The organism is Tepidibacillus fermentans, assembly GCF_004342885.1.
In the GTDB taxonomy this organism is placed as follows: Bacteria; Bacillota; Bacilli; order Tepidibacillales; family Tepidibacillaceae; genus Tepidibacillus; species Tepidibacillus fermentans.
Window position 1 is genome coordinate 21122 of record NZ_SMAB01000020.1, and the last position, 24052, is coordinate 45173.

Here is a 24052-nt window from a genome sequence, read left to right on the forward strand (position 1 = left end):
ATTAAATTTCTTCTAATGCTTGTTGGCGTCTTTTCGAAGCCAACTTTGAGAGGAAAATACTAACTTCATATAACAAGATCAATGGAATAGACACAAGAATGTCTGACATTGGTTCTGGCGGCGTTAAGGTAACGGCGACAATGACCAATATAAAATATGCAATTTTACGAATACGAATTAGTAATTTCGGTGTAACAATTCCTAACCGTGTTAGAAACAGGACAACAACTGGCAATTCAAATAATAGACCAAATGGAAGCACAATATTCAGCATAAAGCTAAAGTATTGGGAGATTCCATATACTTCAACGACACCTAATTGTTTTGATAGATTGGATAAGAAAGTAACGACCATTGGAAAAAGGATAAAATAAGCAAATGACACTCCCAGTAAGAATAAGATAAATGCCGTGGGGATAAACCAAATTGTGGCTTTTTTTTCTCTCTTCGTTAAACCTGGTGAGATAAATCTCCATACCTGAAATAAAGCAAAGGGAAGAGAAAGCGTAATTCCAATCGCAAATGCAAATTGCATATACACTCTTAAAGCATCAGATAATCGAAAAACATTCCAAGTAATATTTTTGGCATTTAGATCATGTGTAAAATAGCGAATCACAGGATCAGCTAACACAAAACCAACAATCAAAGAAATCACAAAAAAGATAATGGTCCAGATAATTCTTTTCCTTAGTTCTTCTAGATGACCAATAACCGTCATGGCTTGATCTTTTTCCTCCATAAAAACCGATTCCTTTCTTTCAAGGTTTTCATTCAGTAAACAATTTCTTATTTTAAGAATCGAATTGTGACTCAGTTGCGGTTTCAGCTTCAGTCTCCTTTTCTTCTTCTAACACATTGGGATTTTTTAAAAAGTACACCAATGTTTGTAGTTCAGTTGTTAAGTCAATATGATGAACTCTCACATTTGGCGGAACCGTTAAACGTGAAGGTGTGAAATTAAGGATTCCTTTGACACCTGCCTCAACTACTTGATCCGTTACTTGTTGGGCCACATAGACAGGTACGGTTAAAATTGCCACTTCTACACGGAATAAATCGACAACCTCTTTTAAGCTTTCCATCCCATAGACGGGAATTCCATCAATTTCCCGATTAAATTTGTTGGGATCACTATCGAAAGCCGCTACGATTTTGGTATTTCTACTTTTATAAAAATTGTAATGTAATAATGCTTTTCCTAGGTTACCAACACCAATAAGGATAACGTTTGTTACTTCATCCTGTTTTAAAAAATCTCTTAAAAATTGAAGTAAATAGCTGACATTATATCCGTAGCCTTTTTTTCCCAGTTCCCCTAAATAGGAAAAATCGCGACGGATCGTTGCCGGATCAATCAGCAATTCTTTACTCAACTGTGCGGATGAAACTCGTTGTTTTCCCATGAGATGCAATTTTTCAAGATAGCGATAATAAAGCGGTAAGCGCTTTGCTGTTACGTGAGGTATTTTATTTTCTTGAGCCATGCTTTTTCTCCCCCAATATCTTCGTTTCAATGAAATGAACAATCCCATTAAAGTCGTTTATATCATAAACCGGGACTTCTTCTAGTTGTAATGGTAGAGATGTTGCAATCGCGATTACATCTTTTAATTGAGGAAGTAGTTCTAGATCCGTTTCTCTTCTAACTAATAAAACTTTGGGCGGAGACTCGTGTTTATAACCTTCTACAAAAATGATATCAACATTTTCTATGTGTGATACAACTTCTTCAAATGAGATTGGTTTTGCTAAATTTTCAATCATTGCTAGTTTTTCTTGCGAATTGATCAGTACGATATCAGATCCAGCCTGAGCATATTTCCATGTGTCTTTTCCCTGTACATCCATTTGAAACCGATGGGCGTCATGTTTAACCGTAGCCACTCGATAACCTTTCTCTTTAAAGGCAGCAATGATCTTCGTTAATAGTGTCGTCTTACCACTACCTGAGAAACCTACAAAACTAATGATGGGAATCTGCTTGTTTAACAACCGAAATAACCTCCGTAACCGAGACGAATAATTTCTTCCTTGGTTACTTTTTCGCCTACTAAGATACGAGGTAAAACTGCATCAAATGCTGTATAGGGATCGTGAAGCACACCACCAGGTAATCCTAAAACAGGAATGGTGCCAATATAAGCGATCATTAACATCGACCCAGGTAGCATGGGCGTACCTTGAGTGACCACTTCACTTGCTAATTCCCGAATGGCAAACGGACTTCGATCATCAGGATCGACTGACATTCCACCCGAAACAAGAATCAGATCTACTTTTTTCTCGACAAAATCATTAATTTCCCTTTGGATCAGATCAATATCGTCAGGAGCAAATCGTTGTTCGATTAGTGTTGAGCCAAATGCTTCTAACTTCCTTTGAATAATTGGTCTGAAGCGATCTTTTATTCTTCCTTTATATACTTCGCTCCCTGTGGTAACAAGTCCCACTTTAAAAGGAATGAACTCTTTTACTTGAATGACCGCTTTTCCTTTTACCAATTGTTCTACTTTCTCTACCCATTTCTCTTCAACAATCAGAGGTAATACTCTTGTACCTGCTAATTTAGAACCTGGTTGTACAATTTTGTGATTTACAATTGTCGCTAGAGCAACATCTTGTACATGATTGATTTGGTGAACCAATTCTTCATCGATTTTCGCAAGTCCATAAATAGATGAAGTTAATGTCACTTTTCCTTCATAGGGATCATTCATTTCGACGTTTTTGCCTGCGATTGCCTTGGCCAAACGAATGGCAGCATCGTTTTCGTGAAGATACCCTTCCTTCCAATCAATGACATAGATATGTTCTTTGCCAATATTTAAGAGTTCTGGAATATCTTCTTCACGAATCACATGACCTTTTTTAAAAGCCCTTCCTTTAAACTCTCCTGGTACAATCTTTGTTAAATCATGAGCAAGAGTATACCCCACGGCATCCTCTACTCTAATTTCTTTTAACATCTCGTTTTTCACAATCTTCCTCCTTGATCCAAACTAATGCTTGCTGATAATCTTCTGGATGATTCATATTAAAGAATATTCTCTCGTTGCGATTAAATCGAGCCACGATTTGTTCAGCAATGATCATTTTATTTTCTTGCTCGAAGATCCATTTTACAAGGCTGTTCTTACCCTCTACTAATACTTTTTCTATCGAGTCTAATACGTTTTTTGCATAAATTCCATATAATGGTTGCAACTGCCCTTTCCATTTTGGTATAACTAGGTCGACTTGCCTTGTTTCCGCTAATTCCACCATATAACAAGCGAACTCCATCGAAAAAAACGGCATATCTGCTGCAACAACAAAGTGATAATGATGATCACTTTCCTTAAGACCTGTTCGAATTCCATTTAATGGTCCCAAATAAGGAGTCGAATCATAGACCACATGAATTGGGATTCGTGCATGATCAAATGACGGAAATCGATATTCGCCACCTGAAACAATGAAGATTTCCTGCGAGTATTTACTTAAATATCGGATCGACCGCTGTAGCATCGTTTCCTGCCCCATCATTAAATCCCACTTAGGATATCGATTCATTCGTTTATTCTGACCACCAGCTAATAATATCGCTGCAAAATCCATTTCTTTATTCCTGCCTATATTGTACAATATTTTCAATCATTTTGCTCACAAATGAACAAACTTCATTTATTTTGATTCTATCCTAATTATAATTTAATACAACCTTTTTCAGTACAAATTTCATTAACTGAATAATCATGATCATCTCTAGGTAAATGTTGAACCAGTTGGAAATCATAGGCAACACCAATAAGGTAGGGAAGTTTTCTATAACGATCAAAGAAACGATCATAATATCCCCCACCATACCCCAATCGGTATCCTTCTTGATCAAACGCTAACCCTGGTACTAATACTAGCTCAATTTGGTCAATGGGAAAAGGATTTTTATCACAGATAAGGGGTTCGAGAATGCCATAGTTTCCTTCTTCTAATTCATTCCACGACTGAATGAAATAAGGAACCATTTGCTTGTTTGTCGGATTTGTCTTTGGTACAATCACTTTTTTCCTCTGCTGCCACGCATTTTCAATTAATAAAGTTAAATCGACTTCATTGCGAAAAGAAAGATAAACCATCAATGTGTTACTATTTTGATAAATGGGATGGTGCAATAAATGCTGAACAATTTTAGCCGATGTATTTCTAACGATTTTCGGATCTAATTGGTTTCTTTTTTCTGTGAAAAACCGACGTAAACTTTCTTTGGTTTGTTTCCCCATTCTTCCTTCCATTCCTTTCACTTGCCTCGCTTCCTGATTATACGTTACACTTATTTATGGATTATTGAATGAGGTGAATATATGATTTTATTACAAACGAAAAAGATCTCCAAGTCGTTTATTATAGATCCCATTTTATCGAATATTGATCTACAAATCCATTATCAAGAACGGGTCGGACTCGTAGGTGTAAATGGAGCGGGTAAATCTACCTTACTTAAAATCATTGCCGGTGAACTAACTCCTGATTCTGGTGAAATTCAAGTTGCAAAAGGCTCTACTATCGGCTACCTTTCCCAAGATAGCGGTTTAGAATCCAATAAGACGATTTGGGAAGAAATGCGATCTGTCTTTTCTAATCTTATCGAACAAGAAAAAGTCCTTCGTCAAATGGAGCAAAAGATGGCGACACTTTCGGAAACGGATCCAGAACAATATGAACACTTAATGAATGACTATGCAAAAATAAGTCAAGATTTCCAAGAAAAAGGCGGCTATAGTTATGAAGCTAAAATTCGTGGAGTGCTACATGGTCTTGGTTTTCAACAATACGATTACAAGACAACCCTAATTTCTACACTAAGTGGTGGACAAAAAACAAGACTTGCTTTAGCTCGGCTTCTCCTTACTTCCCCAGATTTATTGGTTCTTGATGAACCTACTAACTATCTTGATATGGAGACGTTAACATGGCTAGAAGCATATCTCAAAGCTTACCCTGGAGCGATTCTTCTTGTCTCCCACGATCGCTACTTTCTTGATCGTCTTGTTACGGTGATCTATGAAATTGAAAGAACCAAAGTAACCCGTTATGTTGGGAATTATAGTGCCTATATTGAACAAAAAGCAGCAGAAATTGAACAAAAGTTGAAGCAGTACGAAAAACAGCAAGAAGAGATTGCAAAATTGGAAGATTTCATTCAAAGAAATATTGCCCGAGCCTCAACCACAAGAAGAGCTCAAAGCCGTAGAAAAGCTTTAGAAAAAATGGAACGTATCGATCGACCAATTACAACTCAACGAAAATCTTATTTTACGTTTGACATTGAAAAACAAAGTGGGCATGTTGTATTGCTAGTGGATAACATTCGCATGCAGTTTGAGCAGCAATTGCTTTTTCGTAACGTTTCCTTCCAAATTCATCGACAAGATCGAGTGGCCTTAATTGGCCCAAATGGTGTAGGGAAATCAACCTTATTTAAAATCATCTTAAACCAACTCAAACCAATAAGTGGTTCTATCAAATATGGCTCAAACGTTGCAATTGGTTATTATGCTCAAGAACAAGATGATCTAACGCCTGAAAAAAGTGTTCTTGATGAAATCTGGGATCAATATCCAGAGATGAACGAAGTAGAAGTCCGAACCCTCCTAGGCAATTTCCTCTTTACAGGGGATGATGTCTTTAAAAAAATTAAGGATCTAAGTGGTGGAGAAAAAGCCCGTGTTGCATTAGCAAAATTGATGTTAAAAAAGGCGAATTTCCTTCTCTTAGACGAGCCTACAAACCATTTGGATATCATTAGTCGCGAGGTTCTTGAAAATGCTTTGGTAGACTACCCTGGAACGATCTTAATGATTTCTCATGACCGTTATTTTCTGAATCGAATTACAACTATGACTCTTGAATTATCACAAGATGGTGTGAAAACTTATCTAGGAAACTATGATTATTATCTAGAAAAAAAGGCAGAAGAAGAGCAAGAAAAAGAATACCAACAAATGAAAGAGACGGAAAAATTACAAAGAAACCGATTCATTGAAGAAAAAGAACGAAAAAAAATCGAACGTCAACTCAAACGACAAATTGAAGAGATTGAGTTACAAATTGAGCAACTGGAAGAGAAAATCACTTTGATTGAGGGAGAACTACTTCTTCCTGAAGTCTATTTGGATCATCAACTTGCTCACAAAAAAAATCAAGAATTACAGCAATTGAAAGAAAACTTGAATCAGGTGTTAAATCGATGGGAAACACTACAATATGAGCTAGAGGAAATTCTCTAGCTCATTTCTCTTCTAAAGCCAAGTATAGCATTGGCGATGCCACAAAAATAATCATCGTTGAAGCAGCTACAATTCCCGAATCATTTACAAGTAATGCTATAAACGCACCAACCACAATTCCATAAAAACCATAAAATAGGTAGGGTGATTGTTCAAAAAAAGTTTTTATAGCTCCGCGAGGTTTCATAAATAAGATGCCAATCACGACTAAAGATGTAACCATAACCTTACTCCAGGAAGAAACCTGTATCAGCTTCCAGTTCATGGCTAACTTTCGAGCGATGATTGAGTAGATCGAAGAAAAATCGCCTTGTGTCAGTAATTGTAACGCCCTTCCTATATGTGATTGTTCATCACTTCCAATGGCAAGATTGCTGCAGATTAAGGCTGAAAAACCCAAAACCATTAATGCAAGAAATATCCAGATACCTTTCTTGCGAAAAGAAACGTGTAACATTTGAAGAAAAGTAAATGTCGTTGCTACCAAAGCAGAAATTGCGCCTCCTGCATTCGTTCCTAGGGTTGGGGCTAGAAGAAAATAACTAATTACACTATAAATCAGAGCAGTTACTCCTAATGTCCAACGATTTCGTTTTTTATGAATGATTGACGATGTAAATAGGAGAGTTGCACCAATATATACTCCCATATATTCATTGCCAATTCCATAATACCTTGCTCCAATGATCGGATCATAGCCAAGATAAGATCTTTTCATAAAGTAGGCACCCATACTTAGATCAAGTGTAATTCCTAACCATGTAAGAAAGCCAATGACAACAAAGATTGAAATCGACTCTTTGTACCTTGTTACTAACCCTAATAAAAGACTGATGATGAATAAAAGGAGAATATAGAGCCATGGTTGAATCTTGTAAAACGGAGAAGTGACTAGAAGCAGTAAAGGCAAATACAACATTCCAATTAAACCAATTCTCATAAAACGATACCCTTTTTTCCACTTTATGAACCAAACTGCCATCGATAGAATCAAGAGAATAATTTGCCAAAAAATAAAGGTATATAAAACTGTTGGTCTTTGACGATAAGTGATAAATAGTTGATTTAGATCATTGAGCAGTAACCGATCTGATGAAATGAGTTCCATACTTTGTCCAATCATCTCTGATGGCAAATGATCAACTCCTAACAGGGATAAAATAGTAGGTGCAATATCCACATTACTAACAATTCCAATCCTCTTTGTCGTATTCGATGTTAAGAAGTTTCCTGCCGCTTTTGGGTTGTACCACCAAATAGGAGCTAACAACTGACGATCTTCGATCGCCTGATCAGAAACCATTGGTGCAAAGACAAGTAATTGTTGATTATCATTTAATTCATTTTTCAAGCGTTCAATAAACTTCCCTTGTTCTTGAATGATCATTCGTCTTACCGTTTGATACTGGTCTATACTCATTTGTTTTTTAAATTGATCCAATCGGTATAAATCGCCAAGATCAAAAACAATTAATGAAATTCCTGCATTTCGATCTTGAAGAAATCTTTGATATAAGTACTCATAATTCGTTTTCACCCCATAAGGTCTTGCTGGATCAAAAACAATGGTATGCTTTCCCACATCACCAAAACTTTGTCCATTCTTATCCATGATAAGTAGCGGGGCATAACGCTTTGGGATATCGATATCCTGATTCCCATAGACTCGAGCTTGTAATCCAGCTTGTTTTAGCGAATCTCCTAAAACTCCATAAACAAAAGGGAATTTCTGATTTTCTTCTTGAAGAAGACTTTGAATAGAGAGAAAAAGAATCGTTTGATCATTTACGATTCTTCCTGTTTGTTGACGATAGAGATCCTTGGCGCGGACTTTTCTGACTTCATCCACATATTCTATACCTAAAAATGAATCACCAATATCCTTCGAACTTAATGCACGAGTACTCACACTAATCGTCAAATAAGCATTCGAATCCGTTTTGCTTCCCGCTGAATTAATATTCATCGCTCCTTTTGCAGCAGATTGCTCTAAGGTATGAAAACCAACGGTATTGACATAAAGGGGATAATCCAAAAAAGCAAGATGATTCACAAGCACCATGATGATTTGTGTGTCAATCTCTTCTTTCTTTTCAGAAGCGAATGAAAAAGACGATCCTAATAATAAGATCGTCAAAATGGTTAGAACGAAGGAAATTCTTTTAAACATGTTAACATCCCTTCTAAACAAGCTAATTCTATTTTTCCCATGTTTAGAAGGAATCATCCCTATCAAGGGGAAAAGATAAAGTAACTTTTGTGCCCTCACCAAGTTTGCTTTGAATATCTAATGTTCCCCCATGGTTTTCCATAATTCTACATGAAATCGGGATTCCTAAGCCAGTCCCTGTTTCTTTTGTCGTATAAAAAGGTTCATAAATTTTTGCTAGATTTTCTTCGGAAATTCCTACGCCATTATCAATCACATAAACATAGATCACTCTCTTTATTTCATCGTACGAAGTCTTAATGATGACTTCACCACCGTCATCCATGGCTTGGATTGAATTCCGAATTAAATTGATAAATACCTGTTTGATTTGGCGCTCGTCTAAATCAACCGATGGCAATTGATCGGCTAATTTCATTCCTAATTTCACATTATAAAGCAGCCCTTCGGCGTTCATAAAACCGATAGTATCTTTAATGATCTGGTTTAATGATGCCGTTTTCATTTGTGGAGCACTTGGTTTTGCTAAAAGCAACATTTCCTTAATGATCTCATTAATATGGGCAATTTCCTTAAGAACGATCTCTAAATATTGTTGATTATTCCCCTTTAGTTCATACTTTAATAGTTGAATAAACCCTTGAATCGTGGTTAAAGGATTTCGGATCTCATGTGCAGTTCCAGCTGCCAATTCTCCAATCAGCGCTAGTTTATCTGCTCTTTGGATTTGTTCTTCTAGTTCGATGACTTTAGTAATATCTTTATAAATTCCTACCGCACCGATTTGTTCTCCATTTTCATTTCTCATTAACTTGGTGGAAATGATTAAATGGACTGTTCTGCCATCTTCTGTCTTAATCTTCTTTTTATGGTTGGTATATTCATACCCACTTCTTAGGGTAAGGGTTAATTTTGTAAAAATCGTTTTTTTCTTAATAAAAAGATCATCATAAGATTTTCCAATTACTTGTTCCGCCTTTAAATCTGTCATTTCTTCGGCTCCACGGTTAAAACTAATAATAATTCCTTGATTATCAACCGTGATCACCCCATCTGAGATGGAATCTAAGATAATCTTTGATCGTTGTTCTACCTTTTGCAATCGACTTTGCTCTGAGATATCAATAAACGAACTGACGATTCCTAATAATTCCCCTGCTTCATCATAGATCGGTTTGGTTGATGTAACAACGGGTATTTCCCTTCCGTCTTTCGTTGGACAGAAACTTTCAAATCCCAAAAAACTCTCGCCAGATCGTAAAGTTTCCCAGAAGATATGTTGTGTATCACCCAAGAGATTACCAGATACTGTAAAATTTTCAATTTCCTCTTTTGTAAAACCCGTCATTTGTATTGCAGCTTCATTTACAGATTGAACTAAACCATTTTTATCATAATAGACGATACCAAAGGGGATATTATCAATGATCGATTTAATCACTTTATAACTTGAGGTTAAATCTTCATTTATATGATTGACGGATTTTGCAATCTCACCAAACCGATCATCCCGCATACTTAATGGTTCCCCTGTCTTCTGTAATGCTTGTAATTCTTGTTTTAACTGATTGATTTGTCTTTTTGTTTTGAGATCGACCCATTTTGCACCCAAAATAGCAATCACAAAAGCAATGAGAAAAATAAGCGCAAATAAATAAGGATCCGTCTGTTTTTGTTCATCGACATGATAAGTATAAATGAATCCTTTAACACTGCCATTTTCAGTAATCGGTACAAAATACACTAATTTACCATTTAACTCAGTATAAAAAGGATCCGTTCCCCTATATTCTAAGTTCAATTGAATCAGTGGATTGGAAAATATTGACAAAATTTCCTTAAGTCCAAGATGTAAAACAACTTTCTCTTTTGATGAACTATAAATTCCAAGGGCTCCATGATTAAGTCCCTCTTTTGAAATTCCAAGCAAAATTTTTTGAATCCCATGAGCATAGGCTTTTGAAAAATTCATTATATCTTCTGGCTTTTCATTTATGATTAATGGACTTTTTTCCAATTGATTCATCATATACACCTGTTCTGATAATAAAATATCTGCCATCTCTGCCTCTGTTTGTTTCACATGAGAAAGATATGTATCGTTTTTATCGTAATAGAAAAAGAAGATAAGAAGAATCATCGGTACTAAGAGGAACATAACCACGTAAACGTAAATATCATTGAGCCTTTCTTTCACAGAAATTTGACCCCTTTCAAATCTAAGAAAGTCAATTTGAGTACCCTTACAAATTCTCTATGTTTCCGAAAAATCCTTTCAAATAAATGAAATTTTTTGAATATCAACATATCAACAATTTTATCAACAGAATTCACTTCTTTTCTCCTTTCACATCACAATTTTCTCTATACTTATTAACAGGTTGTTGATAACTTTTTTAACACTATTCACAAATTCCCCGGTTTGTTTCTTCCAAAACCACAAAATAAGTATGTATTACTGGCTTGGATGAAGAACATACAACCCATATTTGGTTCGTATATTCCAACGTGTTACGTTGTCCGTGTGCTTGTTCCCAAAAATCTTATCTTTCTTATTGGTTAAAAAAAAAGACCTATCCTTTTTGGATAAGTCTTGTGATTTCTAATTATTTGTGGATAACGGTAAACTAGCAATACTATTTAAGTCTAATTGGCTCCACTTTCCTTTTATATAGGCATAATAAGCAACACTGGCAATCATCGCTGCATTATCTGTACAAAGTGATAAGGGAGGAATCGTTAAAGAAACGTCCAATTCATTTGCTTTTTCCGTTAGTCTTCGTCTTAATTCACTATTTGCCGCCACTCCTCCAGCTAAAACTAAATGTTTTATATCCTTATCAACGATTGCTCGGAAAGTTTTTTCTACCAGTACATCAACAACAGCTTCTTGAAAACTAGCAGCCATATCTTCCTTTTTAATGACTTCGCTTCGCCTAGCAGCATTGTGTAAGGTGTTGATCACAGCCGACTTAAGACCGCTAAAACTAAAGTCATAGGGTTCGTCCATTAAGGCTCTTGGTAAAGGAATAATCGGTTTCCCTTGCTTTGCTAATCGGTCGATATGAGGACCACCAGGATATGGAAGATGTAATGCCCGCGCTACTTTATCGTATGCTTCCCCAGCGGCATCGTCCCTTGTTTCTCCTAACACTTCAAATTCCAAGTGATCTCTCATATAAACGAGTTCAGTATGCCCTCCTGATACAACTAATGCAATAAGCGGAAATTTCATTGGCGTTACTAACTGATTGGCGTAAATATGTCCTGCAATATGATGAACACCGATTAGAGGTATTCCTTTTGCAAATGCAATCGCTTTAGCTGCAGATAATCCCACTAATAACGCCCCAATTAATCCAGGACCATAAGTGACAGCGATCGCATCGATCTCATCCAAGGAAAGGTTTGCTTCTTGTAAAGCCTCTTCTAAAATATAATTGATTCCTTCCACATGTTTCCGTGATGCAACTTCAGGTACAACTCCACCAAAACGTTTATGGATGTCGATCTGCGATGATACCACATTTGATAGAATCCGTTGTCCGTCTTCAACGATCGCAACAGACGTTTCATCACAACTGGTTTCAATTGCTAAGATCCTTATTGGATATTCTAAATCTCCACTTAAAACTTTTTCTTTCTTTTCCTTGATGATTTCATTCCAATGTTTATTCATAAATTCACCCACATAATGATCGCATCTTCAAAGGTATCTGCATAATAATTTTTGCGTATTCCTTCTTCTTTGAACCCGAGTTTTTTATAAAGTGAGATGGCAATGTGATTGGATATGCGTACTTCTAGTGTCATACGATTGGCCCCTAATCCTTTGGCAGTGGCCATTAAATATCTCATCAGTAATTCACCTAATTTCATTCCCCTAACCTCTGGAGAAATGGCAACGTTGGTAATATGAGCCTCATCAAAAATTAACCACATTCCAACATATCCAACAATTCTTTCATCGAATTCCAAAACAAAATAGTATGCATACTGATTGTTTGTTAATTCACTGAAAAAGGCTTGTCGAGACCATGGAGTTGGAAAGGATAATTGTTCTACACGCCAAATTTGGTCAATATCATCAATCGTCGCTCTCCGAATTTGAATTCGATCCATATCCATTATCTTCACCTATGTAGAGCTTTGCTTCTTTTGTTTTTCAAGCCATTTCACTTCCGCTTCCGCTAACTGTAAGTATTCTGGTACAAAGTCAAACACATTATCTACACGACCACGCTCATATTCCTTTTTCGCTAAGTAACCTATTATACTTGGACGTGGAATTCCAAATGGAGGTTCACTGATTACTGCTTTTTCTCCTAAAGCCTCCTTGATCTTTTCCTGATGGAGTGTTACATCATCACCGACAAACAGAACTTGTTCGTCTCTTTCTCTTAATCTTTCTAGCCAATCTGTAAGCAAGATGATTCGATCAACTTCAAGATTTTTCCATTCCGTCTGTTGCTTTTGGTATAATCCTGTATAAACTTGTCCCCTTCTTGCATCGATCATTGGGGAGATCAAACCTTTAAATTCCTTGTTTTGATAGGCCATTGCCTCTAATGTTGAGATTCCTATGATTGGTTTATTTAACGACCAAGCCAATGTTTTGGCAGTGGTGACACCGATTCTTACTCCCGTATAAGAACCAGGACCTTGTGCGATTGCAACCAAATCAATTTCTTCTGGTTTCCAATCTACTTCTTGAAACAATAGTTCAATCGATGGCATTAAGCGAACGGAATGGTTTGTCTTTACATTTGTCGTGATTTCGCCATATACCTTTTGATCATCTAATAGTGCAACACCCATGACTGACGTGGAAGTATCAAGTGCTAATATTTTCATGTTGGAAAAACTCCTTGCACAACTCTCGATATTGGTCGCCAATTGGTTCAAACTGAATCAATCGTCGATTTTCAGCTTCTAATCGGGAAATTTTAATATTTAATAACTCTTTTGGGAGAAATTCCCGAATGTTTTCTGCCCATTCTACGACAGTAACTCCTTCGCCAAAAAAATACTCTTCAAATCCTAAATCCTCATGTTCATCCTCTAAACGATACACATCCATGTGATATAAAGGTAACCGACCTTGATATTCTTTAATGATGTTGAATGTTGGACTATTGACGGTCTGTTGTATTTCTAGGCCTTTTGCCAAACCTTGCGTAAAACTCGTCTTTCCAGCACCAAGATCACCTTCTAATGTAATGACATTACCCGGTTTCAGATATTTTGCCAATCGCTTAGCGATTTCTTGTGTTTCATTTATATTGTTCGTAATCATCTGGTAAGGATTCATGCTTTTCTTCATCCTTTGAATCATTTATTTCTAATATTTTTCCAAGTCTTTGCTATTTTTTACTGAAGCTAATATACAGTATTTCATTTTACCATATCTTTCTTCCTTTTGCTAAGGATTCAAAATCTAAGGTTTGAAAGAAATCAATTTAGGCGTTTAAATATGTGCAAATCCAAAAAAAAGGCCTGTAGTATGATTGTACTACAAGCCTAACACAGAAGTATGATCTCTGTCTGGCTGACAGATTATAAGCACATCATTAGAATGTTTTTCACATCATTTTCTGTTAGTTTCTTAAACCCGCCTATCGTACCGTCACGAGTTGCTTTTTTTGCCATGACTTCAATATTTTCATCACCAATATTATAATCACGAAGGGTTGCAGGAGCACCAATAGAATTAAAGAATTCTCTTGTTCTTGCAATTCCTTCAAGAGCAATCTCCCGATCTGACTTCCCTTCAGTGGAGACATTCCACACACGGATTGCATATTGTTTGAATTTCTCAATATTCTCTTCATACACATATTTCATCCAGTTAGGGAAGATAATCGCTAATCCGCCCCCATGAGGAATATCATAAATGGCGCTTACTTCATGCTCAATACCATGAGTTGCCCAATCAGTTTCTTTGCCTATACGAATTAATCCATTTAAAGCAAGGGTTCCCGCTAACAAGATATTAGCTCTTGCATCATAATCATTTGGGTTTTCAATGACAATAGGTGCTTGTTCGATCACGGTTCTTAAAATGGATTCACTAATCTGATCTTGCAAAGGTGTATTCGGTGTATGGCTAAAGTATTGTTCAAAAACATGCGCCATAATATCAACAATCCCATAAACGGTTTGATCTTTTGGAACAGAATAGGTATACGTTGGATCAAGAACTGAAAATTTAGGATAGAGGAAAGGACTTCCTACCCCTATTTTTTCTTGTGTTTCCCAATTTGTTACAACCGAATTTCCATTCATCTCAGAACCTGTAGCAGCTAATGTTAATACTGTTCCAAGAGGTAATGCGTCTTGAATCGTTGCTTTTCCCGAATAGAAATCCCAAACATCACCATCATACTTTGCACCTGCGCAAATGGCTTTCGAAGCATCTAACACACTTCCTCCACCCACAGCTAATACAATATCTACATTTTCTTTTTTACAAATCTCGATCCCTTTTTTAACGGTAGTAAGTCGAGGATTTGGTTCAACTCCAGCTAGTTCATGAATGGTTAATCCTTCTTTTTTGAGTAGTCCTATTACCTGATCAAACAGTCCAGAACGTTTAACACTTCCACCACCAGTTACGACCAAAACAGTTTTACCGAATTTTACTGTTTCTCTTCCTACATTCTTCACTTGATCTTTACCAAAGAGAATTTTCGTTGGATTATAAAATATAAAGTTATCCATTATTATGTACCACTCCAATCCAAATTAAATTTTGTACATATAAAAAAACTTCCATCGAAGTCCTTTCGAAGAAGTAGTCGAGTCCTTCTTTAGCGGAAGTTTTTTATGCCGATAGTTCAAGTTTAACTTTGCATTATTAATTTAATGAAGTTAAACTTTCCTATACGGTAAAAAAGCACCCATCGGGTACTTACAATTATTATAGCTTATTTTCAGTGAATATGGAAACTATATATGTTCCTAAAAATAAATGGAGCGGGTGATGGGAATCGAACCCACGCCGCCAGCTTGGAAGGCTGGAGTTCTACCATTGAACTACACCCGCTTACTTACGTTCTTATTCAATTGCTGGTCGGGATGACAGGATTCGAACCTGCGACCCCCTGGTCCCAAACCAGGTGCTCTACCAAGCTGAGCCACATCCCGTAAATATAAATGGCGCGTCCTGAGAGATTCGAACTCCCGACCTTCTGATTCGTAGTCAGACACTCTATCCAGCTGAGCTAAGGACGCGTATTTTGTTAAAAATTAGATATTGTTTATATGATGGTGCGGTCGGCGAGACTCGAACTCGCACGATCGAAGATCACTACCCCCTCAAGATAGCGTGTCTGCCAATTCCACCACGACCGCATCTTGGTAAAGCAAACATTTATCAGCGACAAAGAATATGATAACATGATTGATATTCAATGTCAATAGGAGATAGTCAATCATTTTTTACCAATAATTCAAAAAGATTACAAAACACATCTATTAGGAAGTAACTCGATATTGAATTTAGTGGCTAATGGTGCGGGTGAAGGGAGTCGAACCCCCACGCCAAAGGCGCTAGATCCTAAGTCTAGTGCGTCTGCCAATTCCGCCACACCCGCAAATAAAAATGGTGAGCCATACAGGATTCGAACCTGTGACACCCTGATTAAAAGTCAGGTGCTCTACCTGCTGAGCTAATGGCTCACGAAAATGGCTGGGCTAGTAGGATTCGAACCTACGCATGACGGAGTCAAAGTCCGTTGCCTTACCGCTTGGCTATAGCCCAATATGATAATGGGGCGACCGATGGGGATCGAACCCATGCGTGCCGGAGCCACAATCCGGTGCGTTAACCACTTCGCCACGGCCGCCATAGTATAAATCATTCAGAAATTGACCATCTTATTTTTCCATTAGTCGATTTCTAACTGTTTAAGCTATTTTATGGCGGAGCTGACGGGATTCGAACCCGCGGTCTCCTGCGTGACAGGCAGGCATGTTAGGCCTCTACACCACAGCTCCAAGTATAAATGGTGGACGATGACGGGATCGAACCGCCGACCCCCTGCTTGTAAGGCAGGTGCTCTCCCAGCTGAGCTAATCGTCCAAACGGTTTTCAGATGTCAGAAATCGGATGTCAGATTGAATGTTTTCCTTTAGCCTCAGATCTATTTTATGGTGACCCGTAGGGGATACACTCACTTCGTTCGTGACTACGACATCGAATCGCTGCGTCGCTTTTCTCCTTGCTCTTCGTGTCTCCGACGTCCCCACGCTTGCTGTCACAAGCTGGTTTCGAATCCCTTGATCGAAGTATCGCAAGGATGGTGACCCGTAGGGGATTCGAACCCCTGTTACCGCCGTGAAAGGGCGGTGTCTTAACCACTTGACCAACGGGCCGTAGAAAATGGCGGAGAGAGAGGGATTCGAACCCTCGCTGGGCATTCACCCACTAACGGTTTAGCAAACCGTCCTCTTCGGCCTCTTGAGTATCTCTCCGAATGGCTCCTCGTGCAGGACTCGAACCTGCGACAACTCGGTTAACAGCCGAGTGCTCTACCGACTGAGCTAACGAGGAACAATATTTCATTGCAATAGCGACTTTTATAATTTATCATATCCAAGTTTAGATTGTCAATACTTGCCCGATATTTTTTTAGTTTATATATCAATCGATTTTTTTCATCATTAATGGACCTTTACACTTTCCACATCGATAACGATTTAGTTTAATTTTATATTTACGAAGATATGTTTGTCCACATTTTTGGCAAATAAGACGGTAACGATAAGGTCTTTCATTACTTTTTACTAAAGGTTTTGAATAACGACTTCCTCCCGTCTGTTCTAAACATTGTTTAAATTCTCGATCTTTATGTTTGTATCCCTTGCCCTGTAAGTGCAAATGATAATGGCATAATTCATGTTTAATGATTTGAACTAATTCTTCTATTCCATACTGCTCATACGATTTGCGATTGAATTCAAGATGATGGCTCTTTGTAAGGTATCTTCCACCTGTTGTTTTCAATCTTGGATTAAAAGTTGCTTGATGTAAGAAAGGGAGAGAAAAATATTTGAGCGAAATTTGCTCTACCAATTTTTGTAGTTCTTTTTGTTCCATTAACTTTCACCCTGCTTCGTCAAAAATAAGAACCTAGGTTTACGTTTTTACATAGAATATCTTGAATCAATCTTATAGAGAGGGATCATGATGCCTGATTGGTTACGCCGTCAATTCTCCCAAGCCTTTTATTTTAAAGATAAGTATCGTATTAAATTATTAAATGATTTTTGGTTTACCTTTCTTGAAAAGGAAAAAAATAAAGAAAAAAATCTAGGCTAATACCATACAAGGGCATTAGCCTTTATCTTTTCAATTAATCGATAGACGACTTGGCTTCATTGTGAGGCTAATTCTTTTGCGTTTCACATCCGTCTGTAGTACCCATACATCAACAATATCACCAACGGATACGACATCTAATGGATGTTTCACATATTGATCACTTAATTCCGAGATATGAACAAGTCCGTCTTCTTTCACGCCAATATCAACAAAAACGCCAAAATCCACAATGTTTCGAACTGTACCTTTTAACCTCATTCCTGTTTTCAGATCTTCAATTTTCAGTACATCTTTATGGAAGATTGGTTTTGGTAAATCATCACGAGGATCTCGAACAGGACGAATTAAATTTTCAACGATATCTTCAAGGGTTAGCAGTCCAATTCCTAACTTTTCACTCATGTTCTTCAGATCAATTTTCGAAATCCGTTCTTTTAATGTCGGCGTTCCGATTTCTTCCTTAGGAATACCTAGCGAATCCAATAAAGCATAAGTCGCTTCATAAGACTCTGGATGAATCGATGTTTTATCCAAAGGATTTAACCCATCAATCCGGAGAAAACCGATTGCTTGTTCATAGGTTTTGGCTCCAAAACGAGGAACCTTTTTTAAATCTTCGCGGCTTTTAAACTGGCCATTTTTTTCTCGATAAGCCACTAAATTTTTGGCCACTGTTTTGTTCATTCCCGAAATGTACTGTAATAAAGAAACCGATGCTGTATTGGCATCTACCCCGACATAGTTTACTACGGATTCGACAACATTTTTCAAGCTTTCTTCAAGTTTCTTTTGCGTTACGTCATGTTGATATTGGCCTACTCCGACAGATTTCGGTTCGATTTTGACAAGTTCTGCTAAAGGATCCTGTAGTCTCCGAGCAATTGAAATCGCACTTCGTTCAGAAACATCAAGATCAGGAAATTCTTCACGGGCTATTTCTGATGCAGAATAAACACTAGCACCTGCCTCACTAATAATGATATAAGCAAGATTTTCACTAGATTCTCGAATAAAATCAGCTACGAATTGTTCTGTTTCCCGAGAAGCCGTACCATTTCCTATCACAAAAATCTCGATCCCATAACGATCTACTAAATCTCTTAATACCTTTTTTGATTCTTCAATCTTATTTTGTGGTGGAGTCGGATAAATCACTCGAATATCTTTCACATTTCCAATTGGATCAACAACGGCCAATTTACAACCAGTTCGGTAAGCAGGGTCAATTCCCAATACCATTTTCCCTTTGATCGGCGGTTGTAGTAATAATTGCCGCAAATTGGATGCAAAAATATGGATCGCTTGATCTTCGGCTTTTTCTGTTAAGACTTGTCTTACTTCTCTTTCCACCGCAGGTGCGATTAGACGCTTATAACTATCCTCAATGATCTCTCTTACAATCGTTGGGATCATCTTAAATAGATGGAAAGGTTTAAACTTTCGTGCGATGCCTTGATAGATCGGCTCTTCATCAAGTACAATTCTTACTTTTAACATATCTTCTTTTTCGCCTCGATTAATGGCTAATACTCGATGATGCCGAATTTGTTTGATAGGCTCCTTATAGTCATAATACATTTCATAAACGCTTTCTTGTTCCTTATCCTTAGCCTGAACCTCGATAATCCCATGATCTGTAGTATAAGCCCGTATCCATTGCCGTACGCTTGGATCATCCGAAATCATTTCAGCGATAATATCTTTACCCCCTTGAATCACATTTTCAGTCGTATATAGCTCTTTCTCAGGGGCGAGATAGCTAATAGCAATCTTTTCAATCTGATTAATTTTCATTGGATCAAGCATAGCAATAGCAAATGGCTCTAACCCTTTTTCTTTGGCCACACTCGCTCTAGTCTTTCTCTTTGGTTTAAATGGACGATAGAGATCTTCCACCTGTTGTAATTTTGTTGCTCGTTCGATTTCTTTCTGCAAATCCCCTGTTAATTTTCCTTGTTCACCAATCAAACGAAGCACTTCTTGTTTGCGCTCATGTAACGCTTTTAAATAGTTTGATCGTTCTTCAATTTGTCGTAACTTTTCTTCATCTAAACCACCTGTCATTTCTTTTCGATAACGAGCAATAAACGGAATGGTATTCCCATCATCAAGTAGATGAAGTACTTGTCTTACCTGCTGTTCCCTTAATTGTAATTCCTCTACGACTTGTCTTATGATAAATTCCAATGAGTCCATATTTTCCCCCTCATATCAAAAAAAGCTTCTAGTTGAAGCTCTCTTCATTTCACCAAACAATCGGATATTGCCCATTTCTTCGAGACTTCTGACCTCTGACTTCTGATTCCCAACTTCTGTTTGCATAGAAAAAGAGGGTTTCTGCAAACCCCTCTTTCGTATCAAAAATCGATTAAACCTAGGCTAATTTGAATTCCTTCATTAATTTTCGCCATCATTTCATCATCTAGATGGGTAATCTTATCTGTAAGCCTTTGTTTATCTATCGTTCGAATTTGTTCTAATAAAATGACAGAGTCACGTTCCAATCCATATTGCTTAGCATCAATCTCCACATGGGTCGGTAACTTTGCCTTTTGGATTTGGGCCGTTATGGCTGCGACGATCACTGTCGGACTAAAACGATTCCCTATGTTATTTTGAATGACTAGGACAGGGCGTACCCCACCTTGTTCTGATCCTACTACAGGGGATAGATCCGCAAAAAAAACGTCGCCACGTTTTACAATCAAATGTTACACCCCGCTTACTAAGCGGTCTAAAGCAGTATCGGCTTCTTCTTCTAATAAAAAGGATTCTGAGGCAAGATTCAAATTAATTTTTGCCATTTCCATATACCCTTTTTGCATACTTTCCCGGATCGTTTGTTTTCTTCTTTCTTTTAAATATAGCTTCATTGCCTCACGAATGAGTTCACTACGGTTTGATTTTTCTTTTTTTGCTACTCCATCTACCTCTTGTAGTAGGTTTTGAGGTAAGCTGATCATAATTCGTTTCGTATTGGACACTCTTTGCACCCCCACCTAAAATCAAACAACACATTCATTATTCCTTTTTTTTCATAATACCATTATGTCGAAAACCATGCAAAATTATACTTTGAAATATTGGATAAAAACAATAACCTTATTATATCAATTATTCGTTGTTTTTGGCAAAATTCCTTCCGTTAGTTTTTTCCTTTTTTTGTTCGAAAAAATGATATTGGAAATAACTTAAAATAGGTAAAATGATTAAAAGGTATGCATAGGGTAAATAATCCAAAACTGAAATATTAAGAGCAACTGCCAAAAGTATTGCATTTAAATTCCATGGAATAAGTCCAGCAACAACCATTCCAGAATCAGAAATTATCCGATTTAATAGCTCTGGTTTAAGCTGAAATCTTTGATAATGCTCATATAAGACTTTACCAGGGACAATAATCGCCATTGCCTGTGTCGATGATAGAATTGCCGACAAAATACTAACCACCATCGTTTTTCCTACTAAGGATAATGGAGTGGTCAGGGAGTCGATCAACCTTTTCAAAATGGTAGCTAGTATACCAGATGCCTCTAGCACCCCTAAAAACGCCCCCGCGACAAAAATAAGAAATACTTGGTTTAACATATTCAGTCCTCCGCCATACAAAGAACCGTTATACGAATAGCCAAATATCCCATACTTCATTAGATTATTCCATGATTGTCCTTGATATAAATATGCAAGAATTGCACCACTTATAATCCCAAATAAAAAATTTGTTTTTGTAGGTATACGAAAAATAGCAAATATAAGGATACCGATTGGCGGTAGTAACAGTATTGGCGAGAGAACTGGATGCATCGCTTTAATTTTTAAGCGAGCACCTTCCACAAGGTTTGATCCATGTAACTCCATTCCATTTTTTAATAAAAAATAAATAATGGTTGTAATGACCATGGCAGGAATTAAAGTTTTCAACAATTCCTTTAGATTCTCATGATAATCAGTTTTTGTAATAATCGTATTCATTTGTTGAGCAGAGGAAAGAGGGCTTGTTCGATCTCCTACAAAAGCACCAGATACTAATGCTCCCGCGACAAGAGACGGATTAATCCCTAAACGATGAGCAATTCCCATAAAGGCTACTCCTACTGTACTCATTGTTCCTACCGAAGTCCCTAATAGCATTGAAACCATTGAACTAACAAGAAAACTAATAACAACCAAGTATTTAGGACGAATAATCGCTAAACCATAATAAACTAAAGCATCAATGGTTCCACTACTTGACCAAATGGCAATTAAAACTCCAATAAGGATCATGATAATAACAATCATAAAGATTGATTTGATCCCCTGGTAAGAGGAAAGGATGAATTCTTTCAGTCTCTTATGATAGTAAAAAGCGATACCTAATGAGAGAACATAGCCAAATAATAATGGTATATATAAAGGGAGTTTAAAAAGAAATACACTCATTACTAGAAAAGAAACTGTTAGTAAAATCGGAATGATGGCTGCGATAAATGGAATGGAAGTATTCGATTTCATCACTTCATCTGCCTAACAAATAATGACTAATTTTGATGATTTGACCATTCTTATAATAAACACGTGGTATGCGATAACCTACCGATGTTGCTAATTCATAATTAATCGTTTCTAACAGTTTCGCATGGTCATCCATACGGAGTACAGAACCTTGTTGCTCTCCGTAAATAACCACTTCATCGCCTTCTTTCACATTAGGTATCTCCGTAACATCAACCATTGTTTGATCCATACAAACCCGCCCAAGGATCGGTGCCTTTTTACCATGAATAAGAACATACCCTTTATTTGATAATCCTCGTGGAAAACCATCTGCGTAACCGATTGGTATTGTAGCGACAATCGATTTTTTCTCTACTTTATAAGTAGCTCCATAACTGATGGTTTGCCCTGGATTTACTTTTTTTATAAAACTGATCTTTGTTTTTAATGTCATCACGGGTTTTAATTGTTGTGGACGAATTCCGACTTCATCTGATGGTAGCATACCATATAAACTAATCCCTAATCTCACCATATTTTGCGGTAAATCGGGTAGATCAATCATCGCCGCGCTATTGGATATGTGGATGATTGGGATTTCTTGAAATTTTTCAATCAAATGAACGGCTTCAATAAATCGTTGATATTGAAGTCTTGTGAACCCCTTATCCTTTTCATCTGCCGTTGCAAAATGAGTGAATACCCCTTCTAGTTCAATCCAAGGAGAAGAACGAATGATTTCATAATAAGAGTTTACATCTTCAGGATATACCCCAATCCGTCCCATCCCGGTTTCAATCTTTAGATGGACTTTTAATGGTTTCCTCAGCTTCTCGCCAATTTGATTAATCCGTTCTAATACATCCTTCGTAAAAACAGTAACCCGAATATCATAACGAAATGCTTCTTCGATTGCTTCTACAGGCGTATGCCCTAAAATAAGAATCCGATCTACAACCCCTGCTTTTCGTAGTTGAATCGCTTCGTCGATAAAGGCAACTGCGAAGTTCCGAATTCCAATTGATTGAAGATGATGTACAACTGGTATAACACCGTGACCATAAGCATTGGCTTTTACGACAGCCATAATTTCTACCTGCTTTGGAAGATGGTTTCGAAAAAAAAGAATATTATCCGTCATCGCATCAAGATTTATTTCTGCCACTGTCGGCCGGTAATAGGGTACATTCATCTAATACACCTCTATTTCTTCAGCTTGAATTGGTAAAGTCGCTCATTAAGTTCATCAATGAAGGCATCAGATACACTCAAAACCTCTTTTTCCCCATTGATTTTAAATATAAAACGCAAATCATAAGCATCTTCGATCCGAGCGTAGGGAACACTTGTCTTCTGATTCATCTTTTTAATGATAAGTTCTGTTTCCGTTAAAATATATTGAGGGCGAACAATCCATGAATAAGCAACAGGAGACAAAAATAAAACGACTCCAGCACTGATTAATACTCCGACCTTAAAAAATGAGCTCGTAAATCCATAGACAAAAGCCAAAACGACTACGAACACGATAAAAATAATCGTCTCTATGGTTTTATGAAGAGATGATTTTCTTGTTAATAAAGTCAAATAGGATGGTCTTTCTTCAAATAAAATATCCATATACTCTCACCTTGTCCTATCCTTTTCTAGAACAATCTTAGTCTTTTTTTAAATTGATTTCAATCTACAGACTAAAAAAAGAGGCGGAATAATTCCGCCTCAGACTGTCGACAAACCCCAACTCAAATGCTTCATTTGAGTTGGGATTTGTCTTTTTTTGCTCATCATTTTCTAAGATTCTTATCTTATTTA

Annotated in this window: 22 protein-coding genes and 13 tRNA genes; 2 read left to right on the forward strand and 33 right to left on the reverse strand. The window is 37.1% G+C overall.

Features of this window, described 5'->3' with window-relative positions; all coding sequences use genetic code 11:
- Position 1: 1 nt before the first annotated feature.
- From tatC to EDD72_RS10535, 6 genes are all read right to left on the reverse strand, one after another.
- Positions 2-742: a twin-arginine translocase subunit TatC gene (tatC, locus tag EDD72_RS10510; RefSeq protein ID WP_132770096.1), complete on the reverse strand. Its 741-nt coding sequence runs from the start codon at positions 740-742 to the stop codon at positions 2-4.
- Positions 743-794: 52 nt separating this feature from the next.
- Positions 795-1487 carry a redox-sensing transcriptional repressor Rex gene (locus EDD72_RS10515; protein WP_132770098.1) on the reverse strand — a complete coding sequence of 231 codons (693 nt, stop codon included), beginning with the start codon at positions 1485-1487 and terminating at the stop codon, positions 795-797.
- The gene (gene mobB / locus EDD72_RS10520; protein ID WP_132770100.1) at positions 1471-1995 is read right to left on the reverse strand and encodes a molybdopterin-guanine dinucleotide biosynthesis protein B; all 525 of its coding nucleotides are present in this window, start codon (positions 1993-1995) and stop codon (positions 1471-1473) included. Before mobB ends, EDD72_RS10515 begins: the two co-directional genes overlap by 17 nt.
- Complete coding sequence (locus tag EDD72_RS10525) at positions 1989-2984, reverse strand: molybdopterin-binding protein (RefSeq protein WP_132770102.1); 996 nt, start codon at positions 2982-2984, stop codon at positions 1989-1991. Before EDD72_RS10525 ends, mobB begins: the two co-directional genes overlap by 7 nt.
- Entirely contained in the window at positions 2953-3600 is a 648-nt protein-coding gene (mobA, locus tag EDD72_RS10530; RefSeq protein WP_165895062.1) for a molybdenum cofactor guanylyltransferase, read from the reverse strand. Before mobA ends, EDD72_RS10525 begins: the two co-directional genes overlap by 32 nt.
- An 86-nt stretch (positions 3601-3686) precedes the next feature.
- Entirely contained in the window at positions 3687-4274 is a 588-nt protein-coding gene (locus tag EDD72_RS10535) for a 5-formyltetrahydrofolate cyclo-ligase (RefSeq protein ID WP_243643826.1), read from the reverse strand.
- Positions 4275-4343: 69 nt separating this feature from the next.
- Between EDD72_RS10535 and EDD72_RS10540 the strand changes: the two genes are divergently transcribed.
- The gene (locus EDD72_RS10540; RefSeq protein WP_132770108.1) at positions 4344-6269 is read left to right on the forward strand and encodes an ABC-F family ATP-binding cassette domain-containing protein; all 1926 of its coding nucleotides are present in this window, start codon (positions 4344-4346) and stop codon (positions 6267-6269) included.
- 1 nt (position 6270) lies between these two features.
- Here the strand turns inward: EDD72_RS10540 and EDD72_RS10545 are convergent, their stop codons facing one another.
- From EDD72_RS10545 to EDD72_RS10645, 21 genes are all read right to left on the reverse strand, one after another.
- Positions 6271-8439 (reverse strand): LTA synthase family protein, encoded by a 2169-nt coding sequence (locus EDD72_RS10545; RefSeq protein WP_132770111.1) that lies wholly within the window; start codon positions 8437-8439, stop codon positions 6271-6273.
- Between the two features lie 43 nt (positions 8440-8482).
- On the reverse strand, positions 8483-10636 hold the full coding sequence (locus tag EDD72_RS10550) for a PAS domain S-box protein (RefSeq protein ID WP_165895063.1): 2154 nt from the start codon (positions 10634-10636) through the stop codon (positions 8483-8485).
- Positions 10637-11041: 405 nt separating this feature from the next.
- Complete coding sequence (gene tsaD / locus EDD72_RS10555; protein ID WP_132770115.1) at positions 11042-12118, reverse strand: tRNA (adenosine(37)-N6)-threonylcarbamoyltransferase complex transferase subunit TsaD; 1077 nt, start codon at positions 12116-12118, stop codon at positions 11042-11044.
- Complete coding sequence (gene rimI, locus EDD72_RS10560; protein WP_132770116.1) at positions 12115-12567, reverse strand: ribosomal protein S18-alanine N-acetyltransferase; 453 nt, start codon at positions 12565-12567, stop codon at positions 12115-12117. Before rimI ends, tsaD begins: the two co-directional genes overlap by 4 nt.
- A 9-nt stretch (positions 12568-12576) precedes the next feature.
- Positions 12577-13293, reverse strand: a complete 717-nt coding sequence (tsaB, locus tag EDD72_RS10565; protein ID WP_132770118.1) for a tRNA (adenosine(37)-N6)-threonylcarbamoyltransferase complex dimerization subunit type 1 TsaB — start codon at positions 13291-13293, stop codon at positions 12577-12579.
- Positions 13274-13750, reverse strand: a complete 477-nt coding sequence (gene tsaE / locus EDD72_RS10570) for a tRNA (adenosine(37)-N6)-threonylcarbamoyltransferase complex ATPase subunit type 1 TsaE (RefSeq protein ID WP_132770141.1) — start codon at positions 13748-13750, stop codon at positions 13274-13276. The genes tsaB and tsaE overlap by 20 nt, the downstream gene beginning before the upstream one ends.
- A gap of 245 nt (positions 13751-13995) precedes the next feature.
- Positions 13996-15159 carry an iron-containing alcohol dehydrogenase gene (locus EDD72_RS10575; protein ID WP_132770119.1) on the reverse strand — a complete coding sequence of 388 codons (1164 nt, stop codon included), beginning with the start codon at positions 15157-15159 and terminating at the stop codon, positions 13996-13998.
- 251 nt (positions 15160-15410) lie between these two features.
- Positions 15411-15484, reverse strand: a tRNA-Gly gene (locus tag EDD72_RS10580).
- A gap of 24 nt (positions 15485-15508) precedes the next feature.
- Positions 15509-15585: transfer RNA gene (locus EDD72_RS10585), tRNA-Pro, on the reverse strand.
- A 10-nt stretch (positions 15586-15595) separates the two neighbouring features.
- Positions 15596-15672: transfer RNA gene (locus EDD72_RS10590), tRNA-Arg, on the reverse strand.
- 34 nt (positions 15673-15706) lie between these two features.
- Positions 15707-15792, reverse strand: a tRNA-Leu gene (locus EDD72_RS10595).
- Between the two features lie 158 nt (positions 15793-15950).
- Positions 15951-16034: transfer RNA gene (locus EDD72_RS10600), tRNA-Leu, on the reverse strand.
- Between the two features lie 9 nt (positions 16035-16043).
- Positions 16044-16119, reverse strand: a tRNA-Lys gene (locus EDD72_RS10605).
- 7 nt (positions 16120-16126) lie between these two features.
- Positions 16127-16201, reverse strand: a tRNA-Gln gene (locus tag EDD72_RS10610).
- Positions 16202-16210: 9 nt separating this feature from the next.
- A tRNA-His gene (locus tag EDD72_RS10615) sits at positions 16211-16286 on the reverse strand.
- A 74-nt stretch (positions 16287-16360) separates the two neighbouring features.
- A tRNA-Asp gene (locus tag EDD72_RS10620) sits at positions 16361-16437 on the reverse strand.
- Between the two features lie 9 nt (positions 16438-16446).
- A tRNA-Val gene (locus tag EDD72_RS10625) sits at positions 16447-16522 on the reverse strand.
- 218 nt (positions 16523-16740) lie between these two features.
- Positions 16741-16815 (reverse strand) — tRNA-Glu (locus EDD72_RS10630).
- A gap of 8 nt (positions 16816-16823) precedes the next feature.
- A tRNA-Ser gene (locus tag EDD72_RS10635) sits at positions 16824-16914 on the reverse strand.
- Between the two features lie 3 nt (positions 16915-16917).
- A tRNA-Asn gene (locus EDD72_RS10640) sits at positions 16918-16993 on the reverse strand.
- 90 nt (positions 16994-17083) lie between these two features.
- On the reverse strand, positions 17084-17539 hold the full coding sequence (locus tag EDD72_RS10645) for a SprT family protein (protein WP_132770121.1): 456 nt from the start codon (positions 17537-17539) through the stop codon (positions 17084-17086).
- 90 nt (positions 17540-17629) lie between these two features.
- On the opposite strand from EDD72_RS10645, the gene cmpA reads away from it, so the two are divergent.
- Positions 17630-17761 (forward strand): cortex morphogenetic protein CmpA, encoded by a 132-nt coding sequence (cmpA, locus tag EDD72_RS10650; protein ID WP_132770123.1) that lies wholly within the window; start codon positions 17630-17632, stop codon positions 17759-17761.
- 30 nt (positions 17762-17791) lie between these two features.
- Here cmpA and EDD72_RS10655 read toward each other — a convergent pair whose 3' ends face one another.
- The 6 genes from EDD72_RS10655 to EDD72_RS10680 form a co-directional block, all read right to left on the reverse strand.
- Complete coding sequence (locus tag EDD72_RS10655) at positions 17792-19960, reverse strand: Tex family protein (protein WP_132770125.1); 2169 nt, start codon at positions 19958-19960, stop codon at positions 17792-17794.
- A 161-nt stretch (positions 19961-20121) separates the two neighbouring features.
- Positions 20122-20472: a type II toxin-antitoxin system PemK/MazF family toxin gene (locus EDD72_RS10660; protein WP_132770127.1), complete on the reverse strand. Its 351-nt coding sequence runs from the start codon at positions 20470-20472 to the stop codon at positions 20122-20124.
- A gap of 3 nt (positions 20473-20475) precedes the next feature.
- On the reverse strand, positions 20476-20727 hold the full coding sequence (locus EDD72_RS10665; protein ID WP_132770143.1) for a CopG family ribbon-helix-helix protein: 252 nt from the start codon (positions 20725-20727) through the stop codon (positions 20476-20478).
- Between the two features lie 151 nt (positions 20728-20878).
- Positions 20879-22258, reverse strand: coding sequence for a Na+/H+ antiporter NhaC family protein (locus EDD72_RS10670; RefSeq protein ID WP_132770129.1), 1380 nt, complete (start codon positions 22256-22258; stop codon positions 20879-20881).
- A 4-nt stretch (positions 22259-22262) separates the two neighbouring features.
- Complete coding sequence (gene alr / locus EDD72_RS10675; RefSeq protein WP_132770131.1) at positions 22263-23432, reverse strand: alanine racemase; 1170 nt, start codon at positions 23430-23432, stop codon at positions 22263-22265.
- An 11-nt stretch (positions 23433-23443) separates the two neighbouring features.
- Positions 23444-23860, reverse strand: a complete 417-nt coding sequence (locus EDD72_RS10680) for a hypothetical protein (protein ID WP_132770133.1) — start codon at positions 23858-23860, stop codon at positions 23444-23446.
- Positions 23861-24052 lie beyond the last annotated feature (192 nt).

Coding starts and splice junctions, on each gene's coding strand:
- tatC (WP_132770096.1), bottom strand. CDS start 742: ATGGAGGAAAAAGATCAAGCCATGACGGTTATTGGTCATCTAGAAGAA.
- EDD72_RS10515 (WP_132770098.1), bottom strand. CDS start 1,487: ATGGCTCAAGAAAATAAAATACCTCACGTAACAGCAAAGCGCTTACCG.
- mobA (WP_165895062.1), bottom strand. CDS start 3,600: ATGGATTTTGCAGCGATATTATTAGCTGGTGGTCAGAATAAACGAATG.
- EDD72_RS10535 (WP_243643826.1), bottom strand. CDS start 4,274: ATGGAAGGAAGAATGGGGAAACAAACCAAAGAAAGTTTACGTCGGTTT.
- EDD72_RS10540 (WP_132770108.1), top strand. CDS start 4,344: ATGATTTTATTACAAACGAAAAAGATCTCCAAGTCGTTTATTATAGAT.
- EDD72_RS10545 (WP_132770111.1), bottom strand. CDS start 8,439: ATGTTTAAAAGAATTTCCTTCGTTCTAACCATTTTGACGATCTTATTA.
- tsaD (WP_132770115.1), bottom strand. CDS start 12,118: ATGAATAAACATTGGAATGAAATCATCAAGGAAAAGAAAGAAAAAGTT.
- rimI (WP_132770116.1), bottom strand. CDS start 12,567: ATGGATATGGATCGAATTCAAATTCGGAGAGCGACGATTGATGATATT.
- tsaB (WP_132770118.1), bottom strand. CDS start 13,293: ATGAAAATATTAGCACTTGATACTTCCACGTCAGTCATGGGTGTTGCA.
- tsaE (WP_132770141.1), bottom strand. CDS start 13,750: ATGAATCCTTACCAGATGATTACGAACAATATAAATGAAACACAAGAA.
- EDD72_RS10575 (WP_132770119.1), bottom strand. CDS start 15,159: ATGGATAACTTTATATTTTATAATCCAACGAAAATTCTCTTTGGTAAA.
- EDD72_RS10645 (WP_132770121.1), bottom strand. CDS start 17,539: ATGGAACAAAAAGAACTACAAAAATTGGTAGAGCAAATTTCGCTCAAA.
- cmpA (WP_132770123.1), top strand. CDS start 17,630: ATGCCTGATTGGTTACGCCGTCAATTCTCCCAAGCCTTTTATTTTAAA.
- EDD72_RS10655 (WP_132770125.1), bottom strand. CDS start 19,960: ATGGACTCATTGGAATTTATCATAAGACAAGTCGTAGAGGAATTACAA.
- EDD72_RS10665 (WP_132770143.1), bottom strand. CDS start 20,727: ATGATCAGCTTACCTCAAAACCTACTACAAGAGGTAGATGGAGTAGCA.
- EDD72_RS10670 (WP_132770129.1), bottom strand. CDS start 22,258: ATGAAATCGAATACTTCCATTCCATTTATCGCAGCCATCATTCCGATT.
- alr (WP_132770131.1), bottom strand. CDS start 23,432: ATGAATGTACCCTATTACCGGCCGACAGTGGCAGAAATAAATCTTGAT.
- EDD72_RS10680 (WP_132770133.1), bottom strand. CDS start 23,860: ATGGATATTTTATTTGAAGAAAGACCATCCTATTTGACTTTATTAACA.